18 protein-coding genes and 1 pseudogene are annotated in these 17,868 nt (G+C 63.5%); 11 read left to right on the plus strand and 8 right to left on the minus strand.

The genetic code is table 11. The annotated features are described in order from the left end of the window. Nucleotides 1–22: 22 nt before the first annotated feature. A complete protein-coding gene (locus HV107_RS27115; RefSeq protein ID WP_220458435.1) occupies nt 23–373 on the minus strand; it encodes a DUF2958 domain-containing protein in 351 nt (116 codons plus the stop codon). A gap of 319 nt (nt 374–692) precedes the next feature. Between HV107_RS27115 and HV107_RS18630 the strand changes: the two genes are divergently transcribed. Further along, nucleotides 693–986 carry a helix-turn-helix domain-containing protein gene (locus tag HV107_RS18630; protein ID WP_182060304.1) on the plus strand — a complete coding sequence of 98 codons (294 nt, stop codon included), beginning with the start codon at nt 693–695 and terminating at the stop codon, nt 984–986. Between the two features lie 69 nt (nt 987–1,055). Here the strand turns inward: HV107_RS18630 and HV107_RS18635 are convergent, their stop codons facing one another. From HV107_RS18635 to radC, 5 genes are all read right to left on the minus strand, one after another. After that, complete coding sequence (locus HV107_RS18635) at nt 1,056–1,373, minus strand: DUF736 domain-containing protein (RefSeq protein WP_182060305.1); 318 nt, start codon at nt 1,371–1,373, stop codon at nt 1,056–1,058. Between the two features lie 759 nt (nt 1,374–2,132). Continuing rightward, complete coding sequence (locus tag HV107_RS18640; protein WP_182060306.1) at nt 2,133–4,184, minus strand: ParB/RepB/Spo0J family partition protein; 2,052 nt, start codon at nt 4,182–4,184, stop codon at nt 2,133–2,135. A gap of 79 nt (nt 4,185–4,263) precedes the next feature. After that, nucleotides 4,264–5,091: a DUF932 domain-containing protein gene (locus HV107_RS18645; protein WP_182060307.1), complete on the minus strand. Its 828-nt coding sequence runs from the start codon at nt 5,089–5,091 to the stop codon at nt 4,264–4,266. A gap of 697 nt (nt 5,092–5,788) precedes the next feature. Then, on the minus strand, nt 5,789–6,067 hold the full coding sequence (locus tag HV107_RS18650; RefSeq protein WP_182060308.1) for a hypothetical protein: 279 nt from the start codon (nt 6,065–6,067) through the stop codon (nt 5,789–5,791). Between the two features lie 320 nt (nt 6,068–6,387). After that, nucleotides 6,388–6,897, minus strand: a complete 510-nt coding sequence (gene radC / locus HV107_RS18655; protein WP_182060309.1) for a RadC family protein — start codon at nt 6,895–6,897, stop codon at nt 6,388–6,390. Between the two features lie 376 nt (nt 6,898–7,273). On the opposite strand from radC, the gene HV107_RS18660 reads away from it, so the two are divergent. The 7 genes from HV107_RS18660 to nhaA all read left to right on the plus strand — a co-directional run bounded on the left by HV107_RS18660 (nt 7,274) and on the right by nhaA (nt 13,060). Further along, nucleotides 7,274–7,597, plus strand: a complete 324-nt coding sequence (locus HV107_RS18660) for a helix-turn-helix transcriptional regulator (protein ID WP_259349637.1) — start codon at nt 7,274–7,276, stop codon at nt 7,595–7,597. Nucleotides 7,598–7,601: 4 nt separating this feature from the next. After that, nucleotides 7,602–8,096 (plus strand): arsenate reductase ArsC, encoded by a 495-nt coding sequence (locus HV107_RS18665; RefSeq protein WP_182060311.1) that lies wholly within the window; start codon nt 7,602–7,604, stop codon nt 8,094–8,096. Between the two features lie 11 nt (nt 8,097–8,107). Further along, nucleotides 8,108–9,184, plus strand: coding sequence for an ACR3 family arsenite efflux transporter (gene arsB, locus HV107_RS18670; protein WP_182060312.1), 1,077 nt, complete (start codon nt 8,108–8,110; stop codon nt 9,182–9,184). A gap of 16 nt (nt 9,185–9,200) precedes the next feature. Beyond that, nucleotides 9,201–9,623, plus strand: coding sequence for an arsenate reductase (glutaredoxin) (gene arsC / locus HV107_RS18675; protein WP_182060313.1), 423 nt, complete (start codon nt 9,201–9,203; stop codon nt 9,621–9,623). Then, on the plus strand, nt 9,616–10,338 hold the full coding sequence (arsH, locus tag HV107_RS18680) for an arsenical resistance protein ArsH (protein ID WP_182060314.1): 723 nt from the start codon (nt 9,616–9,618) through the stop codon (nt 10,336–10,338). Before arsC ends, arsH begins: the two co-directional genes overlap by 8 nt. A gap of 2 nt (nt 10,339–10,340) precedes the next feature. Further along, nucleotides 10,341–11,540, plus strand: a complete 1,200-nt coding sequence (chrA, locus tag HV107_RS18685; protein WP_409050287.1) for a chromate efflux transporter — start codon at nt 10,341–10,343, stop codon at nt 11,538–11,540. 125 nt (nt 11,541–11,665) lie between these two features. Further along, nucleotides 11,666–13,060 (plus strand): Na+/H+ antiporter NhaA, encoded by a 1,395-nt coding sequence (nhaA, locus tag HV107_RS18690; protein WP_182060316.1) that lies wholly within the window; start codon nt 11,666–11,668, stop codon nt 13,058–13,060. A 4-nt stretch (nt 13,061–13,064) separates the two neighbouring features. Here nhaA and HV107_RS18695 read toward each other — a convergent pair whose 3' ends face one another. Together HV107_RS18695 and HV107_RS18700 are read right to left on the minus strand one after the other, a co-directional pair. After that, nucleotides 13,065–14,141, minus strand: a complete 1,077-nt coding sequence (locus HV107_RS18695) for a YhcG family protein (RefSeq protein WP_182060317.1) — start codon at nt 14,139–14,141, stop codon at nt 13,065–13,067. Further along, on the minus strand, nt 14,138–15,337 hold the full coding sequence (locus tag HV107_RS18700; protein WP_182060318.1) for a site-specific integrase: 1,200 nt from the start codon (nt 15,335–15,337) through the stop codon (nt 14,138–14,140). Before HV107_RS18700 ends, HV107_RS18695 begins: the two co-directional genes overlap by 4 nt. Nucleotides 15,338–15,508: 171 nt before the next feature. Here HV107_RS18700 and HV107_RS18705 point away from each other — a divergent pair. The 3 genes and pseudogenes from HV107_RS18705 to HV107_RS18715 all read left to right on the plus strand — a co-directional run. Beyond that, a pseudogene (locus tag HV107_RS18705) lies at nt 15,509–16,774 on the plus strand (phage tail tape measure protein); the annotation flags it as partial. Beyond that, a complete protein-coding gene (locus HV107_RS18710; protein WP_047345257.1) occupies nt 16,774–17,112 on the plus strand; it encodes a phage tail protein in 339 nt (112 codons plus the stop codon). The pseudogene HV107_RS18705 and the gene HV107_RS18710, both read left to right, overlap by 1 nt. Next, nucleotides 17,109–17,867 carry a phage minor tail protein L gene (locus tag HV107_RS18715; protein ID WP_045407314.1) on the plus strand — a complete coding sequence of 253 codons (759 nt, stop codon included), beginning with the start codon at nt 17,109–17,111 and terminating at the stop codon, nt 17,865–17,867. Before HV107_RS18710 ends, HV107_RS18715 begins: the two co-directional genes overlap by 4 nt. Nucleotide 17,868: the final 1 nt, after the last annotated feature.

The raw sequence follows: 17,868 nt of genomic DNA on the forward strand, positions 1-17,868 counted from the left end.
GGACGGGCTACGCACGGCTCGGTCAGTCCGTGATCGAGCCGTTTTCTTCGGCCAGCCGCAGGTACTCCGACAGCCGCCGCACCGGCTGGAAGTAGCGATCACGCATCACGGGTTGCTTGCGTGGCCCGACGATGAACGCCAGATCGGACAGCTTGACCGTGCCCAGCGCCGGCATCCCGATGCCTAGGTCGATCAGGCCATAGGCCGTGTCGCCATCCGTAGGATCGAGCGACGCCAGCAGCCAGGTCGCGTGCGCGTCCGGGGTGAACAGCCGCACCACGGGCAGCGGGTCGAGGTGCTGGCCGGCATCGCGTGCCGTGCCGTGGGCCAGCAGCCGGGCGCGTTCCTCGGTGGTGACAAGCGGCAAGGTCATGGTCGGAATCCCCACGAAACCGAGGATGCGCGGATGCGCTTTTGTGCCAAAGCGCAGAACCGCCGAACCGTATCCGTACATCCGTGCGCAAGCACCGATACGCAATCCATCGCATCCGTAGAAGAACGGAAGCGCACAAGCGGAATTGTAGAAAGCCGGAAAGACACGGATGCGATTCCCCGGTTCTGTCGGAATCCGCATCTGCGGATTTCCGTAAAAGTACGAAAGCAGGCCTTTCAGCCACGAATGAACACTTTAGATTGTAGCGCTATAGGGCGCAATGGGCTGTCATCTTGGTTTTTACGGGGAAACCAAGTTGGTGGCAGCGAAACACTCATTGGCGACGGCCATACGGACGGTCAGGAAAGCGCGCGGCTTGAGCCAGGAAGCGTTCTCCGACGTGTCCAGCCGTACCTATATGAGTTCTCTGGAACGCGACTTGAAAAGCCCGACCATGCACAAGCTGGTGGAGTTGTGCGAGGTCATGGAAGTGCATCCGCTCACGCTGCTGACGCTGGCCTATGCCGGCGACAGCACGCGCAAGACCGATCAGCTTCTGGCGCAGGTGCGTCAGGAGCTTGAGGCCCTGTTGAAGGAACGCGACGCGACGTAGGCGCGTGCGTGATGTGCTGCGCCAGCAGCACATCACCCCGCCGCAATGGACGGGGCGCGGTGGCGGCAGTTAGTCCGCCTGCTGCGGCTTGCTGCGCGACCAGATCAAGTCGTGCGTGCCGCTCTCGTTCTCGATCAAGCGGGCATACACCGTTGCCGGGAACGAAGGATCGTCGAGGGTCACGGACACGTAGGGCCGTTCGGCCTTACTGACTTTCTTCCACGCTGCGCCGATGTCGTGGCCCGCCGCCTGCACGCGGAAGTCGGGGGCGTTCTCGCTGTCGCCCTTGTCGTTGGGAACCAGCTTGACCTTGACGTTGAGCGTCAGGGTGCGGAGCGTGCCGGTGAAGCCGTCTTTGTCTGAGCTGAAGGTGCCGATGTTAGCCATGATGTTTCTCCTTTCGGGTTGAACAAGGTCGCGCCAGTGCGTCCTTGTTGTGAACCGGCCGGCGGGGGATGGGCTGGCCGCACCGCTTGCGGTCGAAACGCAGTGGAGAACCTGGACGCGAAAAGAATTTGTCCCGCGAGGAAGCCGCGCAGCGGCGGGGAAATTGTTTTCGCTGAAAGGTTGCGGCCATGAAGCCCAAGGCGCAGCCGCGCCCCTGCCAGGATTCACGACAAGCCAAGGACGCACAGGCCGCCCGCTCCCGGATGGAGACGTGGCCGACTCGGCATCCCCGCGTAACGGCTTCACCGGCTTGCGCCCTGACGCGGGCAAGGCCAACACCCCAACGAAAGACGTGAACGCTCCCTGCCGCAACTCGCGGCGACGGGCTTGAGGCGTGGCGCGGAAGCTCCATAGCGAGGCTGAGCGGTGTGTCGGTGAGCCGTCCTTCGTGACAGACAGGCGGTGGAACCATCAGCGTCGAGGACGGCGCGCTTTCGCACAACCTGCCGCAGCAAGCCGAGGCGTCGCCCCACAAGCGCCGCCCGTTGCGGCGGGGCGCCATCGTAATCTTGCCCGCGCCAGCGGGCACCGATCTGCTGTGCCGCGCGCAAGGCCATTGCGCGCACGCCCCGTCGCCGCCTGACCGAAGGCGGCGACGGGGCGATTTTCGCTGTGGACGATGAAACCGGGCGCGGCAGACCTGCCGCGCCCGGTTCAGGTGAAAACCCCGGCCCACAGCGCCGGGGTGATGTGGCTACCTCACGCGGCCAGCGCGTGCCCTTCCGCCTCGTCGGCGGCATCTTCTGGCGCGTCCGTTTCGTCCGCCGCCTCGGGCACGCTTTTCGGTTCCGTGTCGTGGCCGGTCTGGAACACGGCGGGCATCCAGCCGGTGCCGTCCGCCAGCCGTTCGGCTTCACTGGCAATGTCGCCTTTCTTCAATTTCGTCAGCCGGGTGACGTGCGACGGGGCGAACTGCCCCACGGCTTCCAGAATTGCGACCTTCGGCACATGCCGGAAATAACCCTCGGCGGTCGGCTTCCACCATGCCGCCATATCCAGCCCCACGGCCTGCGCCAGTTCAGCGCCCGGTTGCTGCGTCGTGGCGCGAAGCGTGACCACGTCAACCGTAGAAGCCACGCACACGGCCAGCAGCCGCACCAGTTCATCTTGCGACTTCGCCAGCAACACGGCAAACAGTTCGGCGCTGTCCTCCAGCAACGCTTCGCCCGCGACTTCCTGCAACGTGCGCAGCGCCACGGCAGCGGGCGATTCCGACACATCTGGGGCCATGCCTTCCAGCCGGTCTTGCACTTTCAGGCTCACGCCCAGCGGCTGGTCGTGGCCGTAACGGTGTTCCTGCAAAACGCTCTGCACCATGCTATGCACCACGGCAGCCAGCGCGGCTTGTGGATGCCGGGCGACTTCGATTTGCAGCGCGGCGGTGCGGTGGGCGCTCAGGCGCTGCGCCAGCCGGTCGGACATGGCGGCGGTCTCGTGCGCATCGTCGGCTTCCTCGCCTTCGTCGTCGTTCCCGGCTTCGCCTTCGCTGCCGAAACCCTGCCGCAGCCGTTCCAGCGTGCGCAGCGCCTTGGCTTCGGCTTCGCGCATCAGGCCGCGATGCACCACGGCTTCGCCGCTGCGGTCGATGGTGACGATGGCACCGGCTGCCGCCTTCACGTTCGCGCCGTAGTCCTGCAAGCCATCTTCCAGCGCCTGCAACTGCTCGCCCAGGCGTTCGCCTTCATCCTGCAAGGCATCGGCCTTTTCCTCGTCGTCGGCGTCCAGCGCGGCATCCACGGCCTCGGCCAGTTCGTGCAGCTGGGCTTGCAGCTTTTCGATGCGTGCGGCTTCGCGCTTGTTCGGTTCGCGGCGTTCCCTCGGGGCGCGTTGGAAGGCGTGCAGGTCGGCATGGGTCGTGCCGGGCGTGGCATCCACCCATGCCCATCCCTCGGCCTTCACCTCGGCGGCGATGCCGGCCAGCTTGTCTTGCGCCAGCCGCTCCAGCAGCGCGGCATCGGTCAGATACACGCCCGCATCGCCTTCGGCGAACAGGTCACGGCGGATGCCGCCGCCTGCGGCGTCGTAGGTGTCCAGCCCGACGAAGCGCACCAGCGGATGCCGGTAGGCGTCGATTTCGCGTTCGGTCAGACGGTCGCGCAGCGCGGACGGCTGGCGCTGCCACGTTGGCGCATCGTAGAAGGCGCTTTCCTGCGCGGCGTGGTCGTCGGTGATGGCAAGGGCCATCAGCTGATCGAGCGCGACGGCATCGGCGCGGTAGTCGGCCAGCAGGCGCGGCGACACGTTGGCGAGTTTCAGGCGGCGTTGCACCACCAGCGGCGTGACGCTGAAATCCGCTGCTATGTCCTCGATGCTGCGGCCCTCCATCACCAGCGCGGCGAATGCCTCGAACTGGTCGGCGGGGTGCATGGCTTCGCGCTGCACGTTCTCGGTCAGGCTGGCGGTGCGAGCGGTGCCATCGGCCACCAGCAGGCAAGGCACTTCCCATTCCTTGCTGATGCGGTGTTTCTTCGCCAACAACTTCAACGCAGCGAGGCGACGGCCACCTGCCACGACTTCGTAATGCTCGCCATCGGCGGCGACAATCACGATGAGGTTTTGTAGCAGGCCGACACGCTGGATGCTGGCGGCGAGTTCGTGGATGGACATGCGGGGGGTCTTGCGCACGTTGCGGCCAGTGGGGCGCGACACCAGCCGCGACAGCGGAACCAGAATCAGGTTCTTGGTCGGGTCGGCGGCTTCCAGCGCGGGGGCTTGGATGGTGCGGGCTTCGGTTTGGGTAATGGCATTCATGGTGATAACTCCTTGCGGTTTGGGATGCAGCAGCGAAGAAAGCGGCAAGGGCTGCTGCCTGCCCCTGCCGCGTGGGGATTCAGGCTTTCAACTGGCGCATGCCATCGGCCAGCAGCCAGAGCGCGCGATTCAGTCGGATGTTTTGGTCGATGCCCTGCACCGGGCGGGTTTGCTGGCGGCGTCCATTGGCGCTGCGTCCATGCAGGCCGCCTTGGGTCAGGTTTTCTTGCGTGCGGTTGAACACGCTCCACAAGTCCGGGCGGCGGTCATCGAACCGGCGCGGCATCAGGATTTGCGATTCGGTGATGGGCGCGGGCTTGTCCGGGTCGTCGTACTTGAGGGACAGCGCGGCGCGGGCGAACACTTCGGATTCGCCATCGTTCAAAGTGACGGAGCGCATGGCATCGCGGGATTCCTTCACCCGGTCGAAGCCGCGCAACACCTCATAAGCGCCCTCGATGACGAAACCGGCCACGTCGCCTTTGTGGGGCACGCGCACATCGGCCACGGTGTCGCCGCAGACAAGGCCATTGCTGCACACGAACCGGAACATTCCGGCCAGCATCTGATAGCTGCTCGTGCCGTCATGGGAATTGAGCAGCACGATTTCATTGGCTTCCGCGCCGTTGATCTGGCTCGCGTGCCGCAGGCGCAGCATGTGTTTGGTGTGCTCGCGCTTGCCTTCATCACGCACGCGGGTTTGGCAAGCCATGAAGGGTTGAAATCCCTCCTTGCGAAGCTCGGCCAGCACGGCGGACGTGGGGATGTAGGCGTACCGCTGCGAACGGCTTTCATGCGGGGCGTCCGCGAAGATGGACGGGGCCACGCGGTGAATCTGGTCATCGGACAGCGGGTAATCGCTGCGCAGCGACGGCGAACGGGAAGCGAATCGGGATGCGAGTTGCATTGCATTTCTCCTGACAAAAAGGGTTTGCTGTTCAAACCGCACACCGGATTCCTAGATTCGGAGCCCAGCCTTTCGGCTGTCCGGTGCGGTCGGCACGAAGAACCCGGTTGGCCTCGTTGCCGCCGTCTTTCCTGAGTTCATCGCCCGCGGCCAAAGGAGCGCGCGGACGGGGGCCGTCAAGGAGACAAGCGCAGGGTTGGTGCGGCCCGCAGGCGCAGCCGAGGACACGGCCCTGCGCGCCTTGACGGCACACGACTGCGGGCTACGGTCGCGGACAAGGTGATGAAGTCAGGGGAGACGGCTGGACAGGCAACGGCCGTCCCTTTGTGCCGACCGCACGCAAGCGAAGCGCGCAGGCCCGGATCGAGGAATCCGGGCCGTAGGCGTCAGCCGAGCGGAGCGAGGGAACGATGGAAGCCCGCCAGGGGCGAGACTCGCGTAGCGAGGCTCGATGCCACGCACGACAGCGCGACCGGCCATGTCTCTTGGCCGGGGACGCCCATGCAGTCGTGAAGATGCAGCGTGGATCTTCTGTGGTGGACAAGCAGCCTTTGCGGCTTCGACATTGCCACGCCGGCGCAGCCGGGGCGGCAGGCTTGCAGGGGCGCCAAGCAAAGCGCGGCGGGGATAGCCCGCAGGGCTTTCCCTGAGTGCAAGCGCCAGCGCGCAGCGCCCCGTCGGGGCGCGAAGGCGTCAATCAGACCGAGTCATCTGGGCGCAGGCAGGATTCCGAAACCGGCATCCAAGGCGATGACGAGTTCAGCAGATAACGCGCACCGAGCGCGTACAGTCCCGAAGGCCCGGCAGGCCGGTAGAAGCCGGTGACGCGGTGCCGGAACTGCAAGCCGGCCTCGTTCGTGTAGATCACCGCGTCGCCGATGTTGAAGCGCAAAGGCAGGCCGTTCTCCGGCGCGAATGGCTTGAGCGCATCGTGCTGCGCCGTGATTTCGATGATCCAATCGTGATGGCTGCTCATGGCATTGATCTCCAGAAAGGTTGCCGGGCGGAATTGCCCGACCCTTCCGGGGCACGGCGCAGCGCAAGCAGTCAGGGGTCAACGACGGCCGCCAGGCCGCAAGCGCCATCGGCGCTTGGCCCTTGACGGCGAGAACGCCGTGGCACGATGAAGGGAACAGCAAGACCGCCCATACTCTCCACGAATCTTGGACGGACTGAATTTCCCAAACACTGTCTGGGATTTCCTGCCAGCGTTTCGCCGGGCAAGCGAAGCGCGCAGGCCCACAAGGGCCGAAGGCTTTCACCAGACGCAGCAAAAAGGGGCCGAAGCCCCTTCGCTCAAAGCAGGCCGCGTTCGGCAAACGATGTGGTGTCACTGCCAGCGACGATGATGTGATCGAGCACGCGCACGTCCACCAGGCCCAGCGCCTGCTTGAGTCGCGCGGTTAACGCCCGGTCGGCCGCGCTCGGTTCCGGGTTCCCGCTCGGATGGTTGTGACTGACGATCACCGCTGCCGCATTGCACCGCAGGGCTTCCTTGACCACCTCGCGCGGATACACCGATGCGCCGTCGATCGTGCCGCGGAACATCTCCCGGTACTCGATCAGCCGATGGCGCGTGTCCATGAACAGCACCGCGAAAACTTCATGCTCGAAGCCCGCCAGCTTGGTGCGCAGGTAGTCCTTGACCGCTGCCGGTGAAGTGAACTCGGCACCGCGCTGCATCTTCTGGTCGATGACCTGGCGCGCGGCTTCCAGAATGTCGTCGGCCGACGCCGGCAGATAGCGCCCCTGGGCATCGCGCACCATGAGGAAGGAATCGAACGAGGAAAAGGATAGTTGCGACATGATCGTGCTCCGGTTGCTCGGGCGGAATTGCCCGGAACCGGCGCCAGCACGGCGCAGCGCAAGCAGTCAAGGGTCGCAGACGGCCATCAGGACGCCAGCGCGCAACAGCGCGCGCCGCCCTTGACGGCGAGAACGCCGTGATACGGTGAAGGGAACAGCAAGACCGCCTACACCCCGCCCACTGCACACACCCGCTTTGGGCAAGCGCAGCGCGCAGGCCCATAAGGGCCGAAGGCGTCAGGGATCAAAGCCGAATGGCCGCGACTCGCACGAGGCGCGGGCGCAGCCCGCGAACCCGACGGCGGAACGCCGGGACGCCATTTCTCCTGGAAGCAGCTTCTTTTCTTTGATTCCATAATTGTTGTATCATCGAATTGTGAACGAAGATCAAGCCGTTTCCGCCCTGAGCGCCTTGGCGCATACCCAGCGCCTGCGCGTGTTCCGCGCCCTGGTCGTCGCCGGCCCGGAAGGACTCACGCCCAGCGTGCTGGCCGACCAGCTCGACGTGGCCCGCAACACCTTATCTTTCCACCTGAAGGAACTGGCCCACGCCAGTCTCGTCACCATCGAACAGCAGGGCCGCAACCTGATCTACCGCGCCGAATACGCCCACATGAACGGCCTGATCGGCTACCTGACCGAGCACTGCTGCCAGGGCGGCGTCTGCGAAGTTTCCGAATCCCCCCGCTGCGACTGCTGACGCCATGACCGACACCACCTACAACGCACTGTTCATCTGCACGGGCAACTCGGCTCGCTCGATCCTTGCCGAAGGCATCCTCAACGAATTGGGCCAGGGCCGCTTCCACGCCCATTCGGCCGGCAGCCACCCGAAAGGCGAAGTGCATCCGCTGGCACTCGCCACGCTGGAGCGCCTGCGCCTGCCGACGACCGGCTACCGCAGCAAGAGCTGGGACGAGTTCGTAGCGCCCGGTGCGCCGGTATTCGACTTCATCTTCACCGTCTGCGACAACGCCGCCGGCGAGGCCTGTCCGCTGTGGCCGGGCAAGCCCGTCTCGGCGCATTGGGGCGTGCCTGACCCGGCCGCAGTGGAAGGCACCGAGGAACAGCAGCGCAAGGCGTTCCTGGACGCGGCGATCACGCTGCGTCGGCGCATCGAACTGTTCCTGTCCTTGCCGCTCCAGCGCCTCGATGCCATGTCCTTGCAGCGCGAGCTGCGCGACATTGGCCGCCGGTGAGGTCAGTTCCGATGGCCGCGACCGATACCACCGGCAGCCTGCCGGCGACTTCCGCCATGAGCGGCTTCGAGCGTTACCTGACCGTGTGGGTGCTGCTGTGCATCGTCGCCGGCATTGCGCTGGGCCAGTTCGCGCCCGGCGTGTTCCAAGCTATTGGCCGCATGGAAGTGGCCCAGGTCAACCTGCCCGTGGGCCTGCTGATCTGGGTCATGGTGATCCCAATGCTGCTCAAGGTGGATTTCGGCGCACTCGGCCAGGTCAAGCAGCACTGGCGCGGCATCGGTGTGACGCTGTTCGTCAACTGGGCGGTCAAACCATTCTCTATGGCGCTGCTGGCGTGGATCTTCATTCGCCAGGTCTTTGCCGACTGGTTGCCGGCCGACCAGCTCGACAGTTATGTCGCCGGGTTGATCCTGCTGGCCGCTGCACCCTGCACGGCAATGGTGTTCGTCTGGAGCCGCCTGACCGGCGGCGATCCGGTGTTCACGCTGTCGCAGGTGGCGCTCAACGACACCATCATGGTGTTCGCCTTCGCGCCCATCGTCGGCCTGCTGCTGGGCCTGTCGGCGATCACGGTGCCGTGGGACACGCTGCTGACCTCGGTGGTGCTCTACATCGTCATCCCGGTCATCCTCGCTCAGCTCTGGCGGCGGGCGCTACTGCGCCGGGGCCAGGCCGCGTTCGACCGGGCTTTGGAGCGCATCGGCCCGCTGTCCATCGCCGCACTGCTGCTGACACTGGTGCTGCTGTTCGCCTTCCAAGGTCAGGCCATCATCCGCCAGCCGCTGGTGATCGCCATGCTGGCCGTGCCCATTCTGATCCAGGTGTTCTTCAATTCCGGGCTGGCCTACTGGCTCAACCGCAAGGTAGGCGAAAAGCACAGCATCGCCGGGCCGTCGGCGCTGATCGGCGCATCCAACTTCTTCGAGCTGGCCGTGGCCGCCGCCATCAGCCTGTTCGGCTTCCACTCGGGCGCGGCGCTGGCCACCGTGGTCGGCGTGTTGATCGAAGTGCCGGTGATGCTGCTGGTGGTGCGCGTGGTCAACCGCTCGCGTGGCTGGTACGAACGCCGCGCGACCACTCCGTAATCTTCAAGGGCATCCCATGAGCACCATCACGATCTACCACAACCCGGCCTGCGGCACCTCGCGCAATGTGCTGGGCCTGATCCGCAACAGCGGCGAGGAACCGACCATCATCGAGTACCTGAAAACGCCGCCCGACCGCGACACGCTCAAGGCGCTGATTGCCGCGATGGGCGTGCCGGTGCGAGCGGTGCTGCGCGAGAAGGGCACGCCCTATGCCGAACTCGGCCTGGACGATCCGAAGTGGAATGACGAGCAATTGATCGACTTCATGCTCCAGCATCCCATTCTCATCAACCGGCCGATCGTGGTCACACCGCTGGGCACGCGCCTGTGCCGGCCCTCGGAAACCGTGCTCGACCTGTTGCCACAGCCGCAGCGCGGCGCGTTCAACAAGGAAGACGGCGAGCCGGTCGTGAACACGGAGGGGCGTCGTGTCTGAGTCCCGTCTCGACCTGCCTAACATCGACACCGCGCTGTTCCAGCAGCCGGACATGGAATGTCTGAAAACGCCCGAACGCGCCACGCACGCGCCGCGCTTCCTGCTGCTCTACGGCTCGCTGCGCGAACGCTCGTTTAGCCGGCTGGCTGCCGAGGAAGCCGCCCGCATCCTGCGGGCGCTGGGCGGCGAGACGCGGCTGTTCAACCCGTCGGGCCTGCCGCTGGTGGACGACGCCAGCGAGGATCACCCCAAGGTCAAGGAACTGCGCGAACTGGCGCAATGGGCCGAAGGCATGGTGTGGAGTTCCCCGGAACGCCACGGCGCGATGACCGGCCTGATGAAGACGCAAATCGACTGGATTCCGCTGTCGGTCGGCGCGGTGCGCCCGACCCAGGGAAAGACGCTGGCGGTGATGCAGATATCGGGCGGCTCGCAGTCGTTCAACGCGGTGAACCAGATGCGCGTGCTGGGCCGCTGGATGCGGATGCTGACCATCCCGAACCAATCCTCGGTCGCCAAGGCATACCAGGAGTTCGACGAGGCCGGGCGCATGAAGCCCTCGGCCTACTACGACCGCGTGGTGGACGTGATGGAAGAACTGATGAAGTTCACGATGCTGACGCGCGACGTGGCACCGTACTTGGTCGATCGGTACAGCGAACGCAAGGAGAGCGCCGAGGCGTTGTCCAGACGCATGCGACAGGAGGCCATTTGACGCTGGCCCGAGACTCCGACAACCGCGACAGCGCCGGGCGCGTCTTTCTGGTCTTCCTGCGTCTGGGTCTGACCTCGTTCGGTGGGCCGATCGCGCACCTGGGCTATTTCCGCACGGAGTTCGTCGAGCGCCGCCGTTGGCTGGATGACCGCAGCTACTCCGATCTGGTCGCGCTGTGCCAGTTCCTGCCGGGGCCGGCCAGCAGCCAGGTCGGCATGGCGCTGGGGCTGGCGCGCGCGGGCTGGTCGGGGCTGCTGGCTGCGTGGGCGGGCTTCACCTTGCCGTCGGCCATCGCGCTGATCCTGTTCGCTTTTGGCATCGCCCAGTACCAGGACTTGGCTGAATCGGGCTGGGTACATGGGCTCAAGGTCGTGGCCGTGGCCATCGTGGCGCAGGCCGTGTGGGGCATGGCCCGGTCGCTCTGCCCGGATCGTCCACGCGCCGCGTTGGCGCTCCTGGCAGCACTGATGACCTTGTTCCTGCCATCGGCCGCAGGCCAAGTCGCCGCCATCGTTGTCACCGGCTTGGTGGGTCGATGGGGATTGAAGATCAGGCAACCCGCTGGCGGCCAGGCCCATGCCTACCCCGTCTCGCGCAAGCTCGGCATCGCGGCCTTGCTGCTGTTCGCGGCGCCGCTCATCGCACTGCCCTTGTGGGCGGCGGCCAGCGGCTCGTCCACGCTGGCTCTGCTGGAAGGCGTCTACCGTTCCGGCGCTCTCGTCTTTGGTGGGGGGCACGTTGTGCTGCCGTTGTTGCAAGCAACCGTCGTGCCCAGCGGCGCCGTGAGCAATGCCGATTTCCTTGCGGGCTACGGTGCTGCTCAGGCTGTGCCGGGGCCGCTGTTCACGTTCGCGGCCTATCTCGGCGCCATCGCAGAAGGACCGCTGAGCGGCTGGAGCGGCGGATTGGTGTTGCTCGGCGTCATCTTCCTGCCGGCATTCCTTGTGCTCGTCGGTGCGCTGCCGTTCTGGGAGAGTCTTCGCCACCGCGAGGGCATCCAAACCACGATGGCGGGCATCAACGCCGGCGTGGTCGGCATCCTGCTCTCGGCCCTGTACGACCCAGTGTGGACCAGTGCCATTCATGGCCGGGCGGATTTCGGGCTGGCGCTCGCCGCCTTCGGGCTGTTGGTCTATGGGCATGTCTCTCCAGTCCTCGTTGTGCTGCTGGCCGGATTGGCGGGTTGGGTAATGGCGATGTAGAAGCGTAGGAGCCGCCGTCGCTCTCCCGACTGTCATCAGGTAAAATGAAAGCTGGGTGTTAGCTGCGCGTTGCAGCGAGACAGGTTCATGCGCTGGTCGGGCCGCCACGCGGAGTTTGCACGACCATGAATCAACACCCCTCACGGCAGGATTTGCCGCGGGCGCAGCGTTTGACCGAACGCGCTTTCGCCACGCTCGAACGTTTCCTCCACATCGAAGCCGTCAGCGGCATCGTGCTGCTGGTCGCTGCCGCCATCGCATTGATCTGGGCCAATTCCTCGTTGGCCGACAGCTACCATCACCTCTGGCACACACCGCTGTCGTTCGGGCTCGGTGGATTCGTGTTTTCCCAGTCGCTGCATTTCTGGATCAACGATGCGCTGATGACCGTGTTCTTTCTGGTTGTCGGCATGGAGATCCGGCGAGAGATGCACGAAGGCGCGCTGAGCAACCTGCGGCAAGCCAGCCTGCCCATCGCGGCGGCCCTCGGCGGCGTCGTGGTACCGGCGTTGATTTATCTGGCGCTGAACGGCGACGCCGTGCGCCGGCATGGCTGGGCTGTGCCGACGGCCACCGACATCGCCTTCGCAGTGGGCGTGCTGGCACTGTTGGGGCGCTCGATCCCTGGCAATGTGCGGGTCTTCCTACTCGCGCTGGCCATCATCGACGACATCATCGCGGTGCTCATCATCGCGCTGTTCTACTCGGGCGGGCTTGACTACTCCGGGTTCGCGGTGGCTGGCGCGGGGCTCGTGCTGGTGCTCGGGTTGCAGCAGATGGGAATCGGCTCGGCCTTCGCCTATGTGGTTCCGGGGGCGATCGTCTGGATCGGCCTGCTGATGACCGGTGCCCATCCCACCTTGGCCGGCGTGGTGCTTGGCCTAATGACGCCTGTGGTGCCCGTGCGCATGCGCGAGCGGCCGTTGGACGTGCTTTCTCGCATTGCCGCAGAACTGACCGGAACGGACGCCAACGCCAGACCGGACCCGAACCATTTGGCGCAGCCGCTACGACAACTTCGTCTGGCTCAGCGTGAGCTGCTGCCACCGGTGGTCCGCGTGCAGTCCGCGCTGCATCCATGGGTGGCCTATGGCGTGATGCCTCTATTCGCGCTGGCGAATGCAGGCGTCAGCCTCGGTGGCATGGACTTGTCCGCCGGCGGGGCGCAGTGGGTCGTGGCGGGCGTGATGCTGGCTCTGGTGCTCGGCAAGCCGCTGGGCGTGGTCACTGTGAGTTGGCTGATGGTGCGATTGGGGTGGTGCCGCCTGCCGCCCGGCGTGTCCTGGGGTGGCATCTGGCTCATCGGCCTGCTGGCAGGCATCGGCTTCACCATGTCGATCTTCATCGCCATGCTGGCCTTCACAGACGACACCCTCTTGGGCGCGGCCAAGCTGGGGGTGCTGATGGGTTCACTTGTAGCTGCGCTGCTTGGCATGGCCTGGGGCGTGGTCTATGTCAGACGTCAGGGCCGGAAGAATCCAGCGGTTGCGCAAGGGCATCCCATCACGCATGCGAACTGATCGGCTAGGACTCGCTCTCCTTGGAGTCTGAGCGGCGCTGCTCGATCCGCAACTGCGCCCTCTGCGTCGCCTGGTGCAGCCGCTGCGCCAAGACGGCGCGCGGCGGCAAGGTAGTCAGGTACTCGGCGACGTGAATACCGGACTTGTCCAACTCCAGCAACTCGATCTGCTCGGACTTCTTGCCAGTGCAGAGGATGATCCCCAGAGGCGAGGCTTCTTCCGGCTCCCGTTCATGCTTGTCGAGCCAGCGAAGGTAAAGCTCCATCTGCCCCTTGTAGGCCGCCTTGAACTCGCCGATCTTCAACTCCACCGCCACCAGCCGCCGCAGCTTGCGGTTGTAGAACAGCAGATCAAGGTGGAAATCCTCGTCGTCGATCTGGATGCGCTTTTGCCGGGCCAGGAAGGAAAAGCCCGCGCCCAGTTCCAGTAGGAAGGATTCCATTTCGCGGATGATCGCCGCCTCCAGGTCGCCTTCCTGCCAGGTATCCCGTAGCCCCAGGAAGTCGAGGATGTACGGGTCGCGCATGACCAGCGCCGGTGTCATGCGCTGCGCATCGCGCAGGGTCGCCAACTCCTGCGCAATCGTTTCGTCCGGCTTCTTGGATAGTGCCGTGCGCTCGTACAACATCGAGTCGATGCGCTCGCGCAGCGTGCGCACGCTCCAGCGTTCGGCACCGGCCATCTGCGCGTAGTAGTCCCGCTGGAGCGGTTCCTTGAGTGCCAGCAGCAGGACGAAATGCGACCAGCTCAATTGTCGCGACAGTGTCGCGACAATTGGTTCGTCAGGGAACGTGGCGGCGAACTTGACCATCCGGCGCAAATTCTTTTCCCCGAAGCCGCGCCCATAGTCGCGCGCAAGCTGCTTGGCCAGGGTCGGCAGGATTTCTTCGCCGTACCCGGCCCGCTGTCCGGCCAGCACCTCCGTATGGATGCGTTGGCCGATGCGCCAGAACAGCATGGTCAACTCCGCATTGACCGTCGAGGCGACGTGCTGGCGCGATGCTTCGATCAGTGCCCGAATATCCCCCAGCAGCGCCGTTGGCGCTGCGGTTGATGTGATGGATGCCTTGCGCTTGCTCATGCCAGGGCCTCCGTTGGTTGCCGCACGCCCGTGATGGCCTGTCGCCGGCTCGCCACCAGTTCGGCCGCTTCCCGCACTGGTTTGTCCTCGGTGTGGACGTAGTGCATGAACATCGCCACGGTCTTGTGGCCCGTCAGCTTCATGCCTACCTTGGTCGGGACGCCCGAATTGGCAATGTCGGTTGTCGAGCGATGGCGGATGCCATGCGTACCGACGTGCGGCACACCGGCCGCCTTGAGCGCGCGCTTCCAACCGCCATAGTGTTCGCCGTGGGTCATGTGTTTGGCCGGGTCGTTGGGCGACGGCAGGACGTAGGGGCAACCCTCCAGGCGCGGTGCCGTGGAAAGCAGGCGGTAGGCTTCCTCGCTCATGGGCTTGGAAATGCCGCCGGTCTTGCTGTCGGGCCAGACAACCCGGCGCTTCTCCAGATCAACCCAATCCCATTCCAGCGGGCAGATTTCAGAGCGCCGGGCCGCGAACTCGAATTGCAACCGGATCGCCAACGGAATGACGTAGTTCTCCAGTCCTTCCGCCTCCAGATGCTCCAGGTGGCGAAAGATCCGCACCAGTTCATCATCCACGATGAGGCGGGTCTCCTTGCCCGGCGGGTACATCGGGACGTGGCGGCACGGGTTCGTGCCGTCAGGACGCAGTCCCCACACCTCGGCCATGTTGAACATCTTGCGCAGCACACCGAATGTGCGATTGGCCTCGGCTGGCTTGTAGGCCAGCTTCTTCATCAGCGCGGCCACGTCAGGACGCCTAACGTCTTGTACCTTCATGCGCCCCATGATGGGGACTATGCAGCGGTCAATAACGCCCTGGTAGCCACGCTGGGTGCTGGGCTTGTTGCGCTGCTTGGAATAGTCCTCCATGAAGGTAGAGCAATACTCCTTCATGGTCGGCGCCTTGCGGGCGGCGGCCTTGGCCGCGCTCGGGTCGCCGCCCTTGCGCACTTCGGCCAGCCACTCCTGCGCCATGAAGCGGGCCTGTTCGACGGTCAGTTCGCCAAACTGGCCCAAGGCAGGCTTGCGGCGCTCGCCAGCGTTCGTGCGGTACTGAAGCATAAACACCCGGCGGCCTGCTGGGGTAATCTTGCATAGGAAGCCAGGCACCACGGTATCCCGCAGTTCGACTGCCTGCGCTTGGGGTTGCGCCGACTCCACGGCGGTCTTGGTGAGCTTGATTCTTGCCATGATGACTCCTCTGAAACCTCGGTTTCCAAGAGCCGCATGGGGGCCAAGCGGATGGAAACCGGGTCAAGTTTCGGAAAGCACCGGCATATGATGGACGCGCCTAAGTTATTGATAAACCTGCTGTATCGTGCTTTGGCATAGTCCAGCGAAGTACCGGGCTGGAGTCATCGTCAAACAAAAAAAACCTCTACCGCCGCCTCGAAAGCACAGAGTAAAGCCGAGCGTGAAGCGGCCAGCACCGCCGAACAGTATTCCCGGAAAATGGCCGATCTGAGTGTGGCTATCGATGTGCAACGCGTCAGGGCGACGGAAGGCGAAAAAGCATCCGAGCTTTACGCGGCATCGCACCAGGCAGGCACTAAATGGACCGACGAGCAGCGCAGGGCGATCCAGGCATCATCAGCAGAGTTGGCAAAATGGACGCAAAAAGCAGACGAGAACGTGCGCAAGCAGCGCGAACAGGCTGATGCACTGAAGGATTTAACTGAAGCGGCCAGAAAATTCAGGGATGAGGCGACGCTGACAACCGAAACCGCAGGCATGAGCGATCGCCAGCGCAGCCGGTTCGACGAGACGCAACAGATCGACCGTGTTTTTGCTAAAACGGACGGCGGTACCGAGGCCATCGCGCAGCGCGCCGCAGCCCTCGATGCTCTGGATAAGAAATACAAGGCTATTGCAGCAGCTGAAGCGGATTGGATGTCCGGAGTATCACGCGGCTATGCAAACTGGTTTGATGAAATAAGTGACGTATCCGGCACGGTCTCTGACGGGGTGAAAACCACACTCGACAGCGCGTTTGGTAACGTCACCTCAATGCTTGAAGGCAATAAAGTTAGCTGGAAATCGTGGGGGATTTCTGTCCTGCAGATCATCGAAAAAGTGGCTCTGCAGATGGCGGTGGTTAGCGCGATGGGTGGGGCCTCTTCCGGTTCTGGCATCTTTGGCTCACTCATCGGCAGTGTAGGCAGCTTCTTCGGGGGCGGGGCGGGAGCATCAGCCAGCACCGGTACGGCGGTTTCCAGTTACGGATCGAACTTCCAGTTTAACGCCAAAGGCGGCGTTTATGACTCCCCCTCTCTGAGCGCTTTCAGTAATGGGATCGTCAGAAACCCCACCATGTTCGCTTTCGCAAAAGGCGGGGCCGGAATCATGGGCGAGGCTGGGCCGGAGGCGATCATGCCGCTTACCCGCGCGCCGGATGGTTCTCTCGGCGTTCGTGCTGTCGGAGGTGGCGGCGGTCAGGCTGTATCTTCTGCGCCACAGGTTTACATCACGATTGATGGCAACGGAAACACTCAAACGCAGGCGACAACTGGCTATGAGCAATTTGCGCGGGAAGTTGGTGCTTTTACAGATAAGCGTTACAGGGAACTGATAATGAGAGATTTAGCGCCAGGAGGCGCTATCTGGAATATGGCAAAAGGGGGGCGCTGATGACTATCGAAACTTTCACCTGGTGCCCACGGATTAACGCGGAGGCTGATACAAGTTTTCGCGTCAGAAAAGCCCAGTTTGGCGATGGATATGAGCAGGTTTCAGGGGATGGATTGAACACCAGAACCCAGCAATGGACGCTCAACTTCACTGGCAACGAAACCTACATTTCTGCCATTAAATCTTTTCTCGACAGGCATGAAGGAACGAAAGCCTTTCAATGGAAGCCACCGCTCGAACCTTTGGGTTTGTATCGTTGCGAAACGTATAAACCCACCGGGCTTGGCGCGGGGAAATTCAACCTTGAAGCAACATTCATCCAGGCATTTAAACCATGAGCTTAAACGCAGATTATCAGAAGCTGGAATCCGGAAACGATGTTCGTCTGATTGAGGTGGACGGTTCTTCCTTTGGGCTAACGGACGTTCTCCGCTTTCACAATTACAGCATTCCCCACACAGAAGCGGAAATCATCGCCGCTGGTGGGGATGAGTCCAAGCTTCCGGCGAAACCAATCTGGTGGCAGGGAAATGAATATGCCGCCTGGCCATATCAACTGGAAGGTCTGGAGAAATCAACCAGTGGGAGCAATGCAACGCCATCCCTGACGGTTGCGAACATCGAAAGCTCCATTTCAGCCCTGTGTCTTGCGTATGACGATCTGCTGCAGGCGAAAGTCACTATTCACGACACAAAAGAGAAATATCTCGATGCCAGAAATTTCGCAGACGGCAACCCCACAGCAGACCCGACTCAGGAAAAGCTGCAGGTATGGTATATCGACGGGAAAACGGGCGAGCTTGCCGGTGAAACCGTTGAATTTGTTCTGTCCAGCCCGATGGATCTGCAGGGGCAAATGATCCCGACGCGACAGCTTCATTCCCTGTGTACCTGGTGCATCCGGAATAAATATCGTACCGGCGACGGCTGCGACTATGCCGGCACCCGCTATTTCGACAAAAACAACAACCCGGTAAGCGATCCGTCGCTGGATGAATGCAACGGCACGCTGACGGCCTGCAAACTCCGATTCGGCGAAAATAACGAACTCTCGTTTGGTGGCTTCCCGGGCACGTCTTTGATCAGGAGTTGAT

Source organism: Enterobacter sp. RHBSTW-00175, assembly GCF_013927005.1.
Lineage (GTDB): Bacteria > Pseudomonadota > Gammaproteobacteria > Enterobacterales > Enterobacteriaceae > Enterobacter.

What these genes read in the sequence shown, in the direction of transcription:
- HV107_RS27115 (WP_220458435.1), bottom strand. Translation starts at nt 373, where the DNA reads ATGACCTTGCCGCTTGTCACCACCGAGGAACGCGCCCGGCTGCTGGCC.
- HV107_RS18635 (WP_182060305.1), bottom strand. Translation starts at nt 1,373, where the DNA reads ATGGCTAACATCGGCACCTTCAGCTCAGACAAAGACGGCTTCACCGGC.
- HV107_RS18640 (WP_182060306.1), bottom strand. Translation starts at nt 4,184, where the DNA reads ATGAATGCCATTACCCAAACCGAAGCCCGCACCATCCAAGCCCCCGCG.
- HV107_RS18645 (WP_182060307.1), bottom strand. Translation starts at nt 5,091, where the DNA reads ATGCAACTCGCATCCCGATTCGCTTCCCGTTCGCCGTCGCTGCGCAGC.
- HV107_RS18650 (WP_182060308.1), bottom strand. Translation starts at nt 6,067, where the DNA reads ATGAGCAGCCATCACGATTGGATCATCGAAATCACGGCGCAGCACGAT.
- radC (WP_182060309.1), bottom strand. Translation starts at nt 6,897, where the DNA reads ATGTCGCAACTATCCTTTTCCTCGTTCGATTCCTTCCTCATGGTGCGC.
- HV107_RS18665 (WP_182060311.1), top strand. Translation starts at nt 7,602, where the DNA reads ATGACCGACACCACCTACAACGCACTGTTCATCTGCACGGGCAACTCG.
- arsB (WP_182060312.1), top strand. Translation starts at nt 8,108, where the DNA reads ATGGCCGCGACCGATACCACCGGCAGCCTGCCGGCGACTTCCGCCATG.
- arsC (WP_182060313.1), top strand. Translation starts at nt 9,201, where the DNA reads ATGAGCACCATCACGATCTACCACAACCCGGCCTGCGGCACCTCGCGC.
- nhaA (WP_182060316.1), top strand. Translation starts at nt 11,666, where the DNA reads ATGAATCAACACCCCTCACGGCAGGATTTGCCGCGGGCGCAGCGTTTG.
- HV107_RS18695 (WP_182060317.1), bottom strand. Translation starts at nt 14,141, where the DNA reads ATGAGCAAGCGCAAGGCATCCATCACATCAACCGCAGCGCCAACGGCG.
- HV107_RS18700 (WP_182060318.1), bottom strand. Translation starts at nt 15,337, where the DNA reads ATGGCAAGAATCAAGCTCACCAAGACCGCCGTGGAGTCGGCGCAACCC.
- HV107_RS18710 (WP_047345257.1), top strand. Translation starts at nt 16,774, where the DNA reads ATGACTATCGAAACTTTCACCTGGTGCCCACGGATTAACGCGGAGGCT.
- HV107_RS18715 (WP_045407314.1), top strand. Translation starts at nt 17,109, where the DNA reads ATGAGCTTAAACGCAGATTATCAGAAGCTGGAATCCGGAAACGATGTT.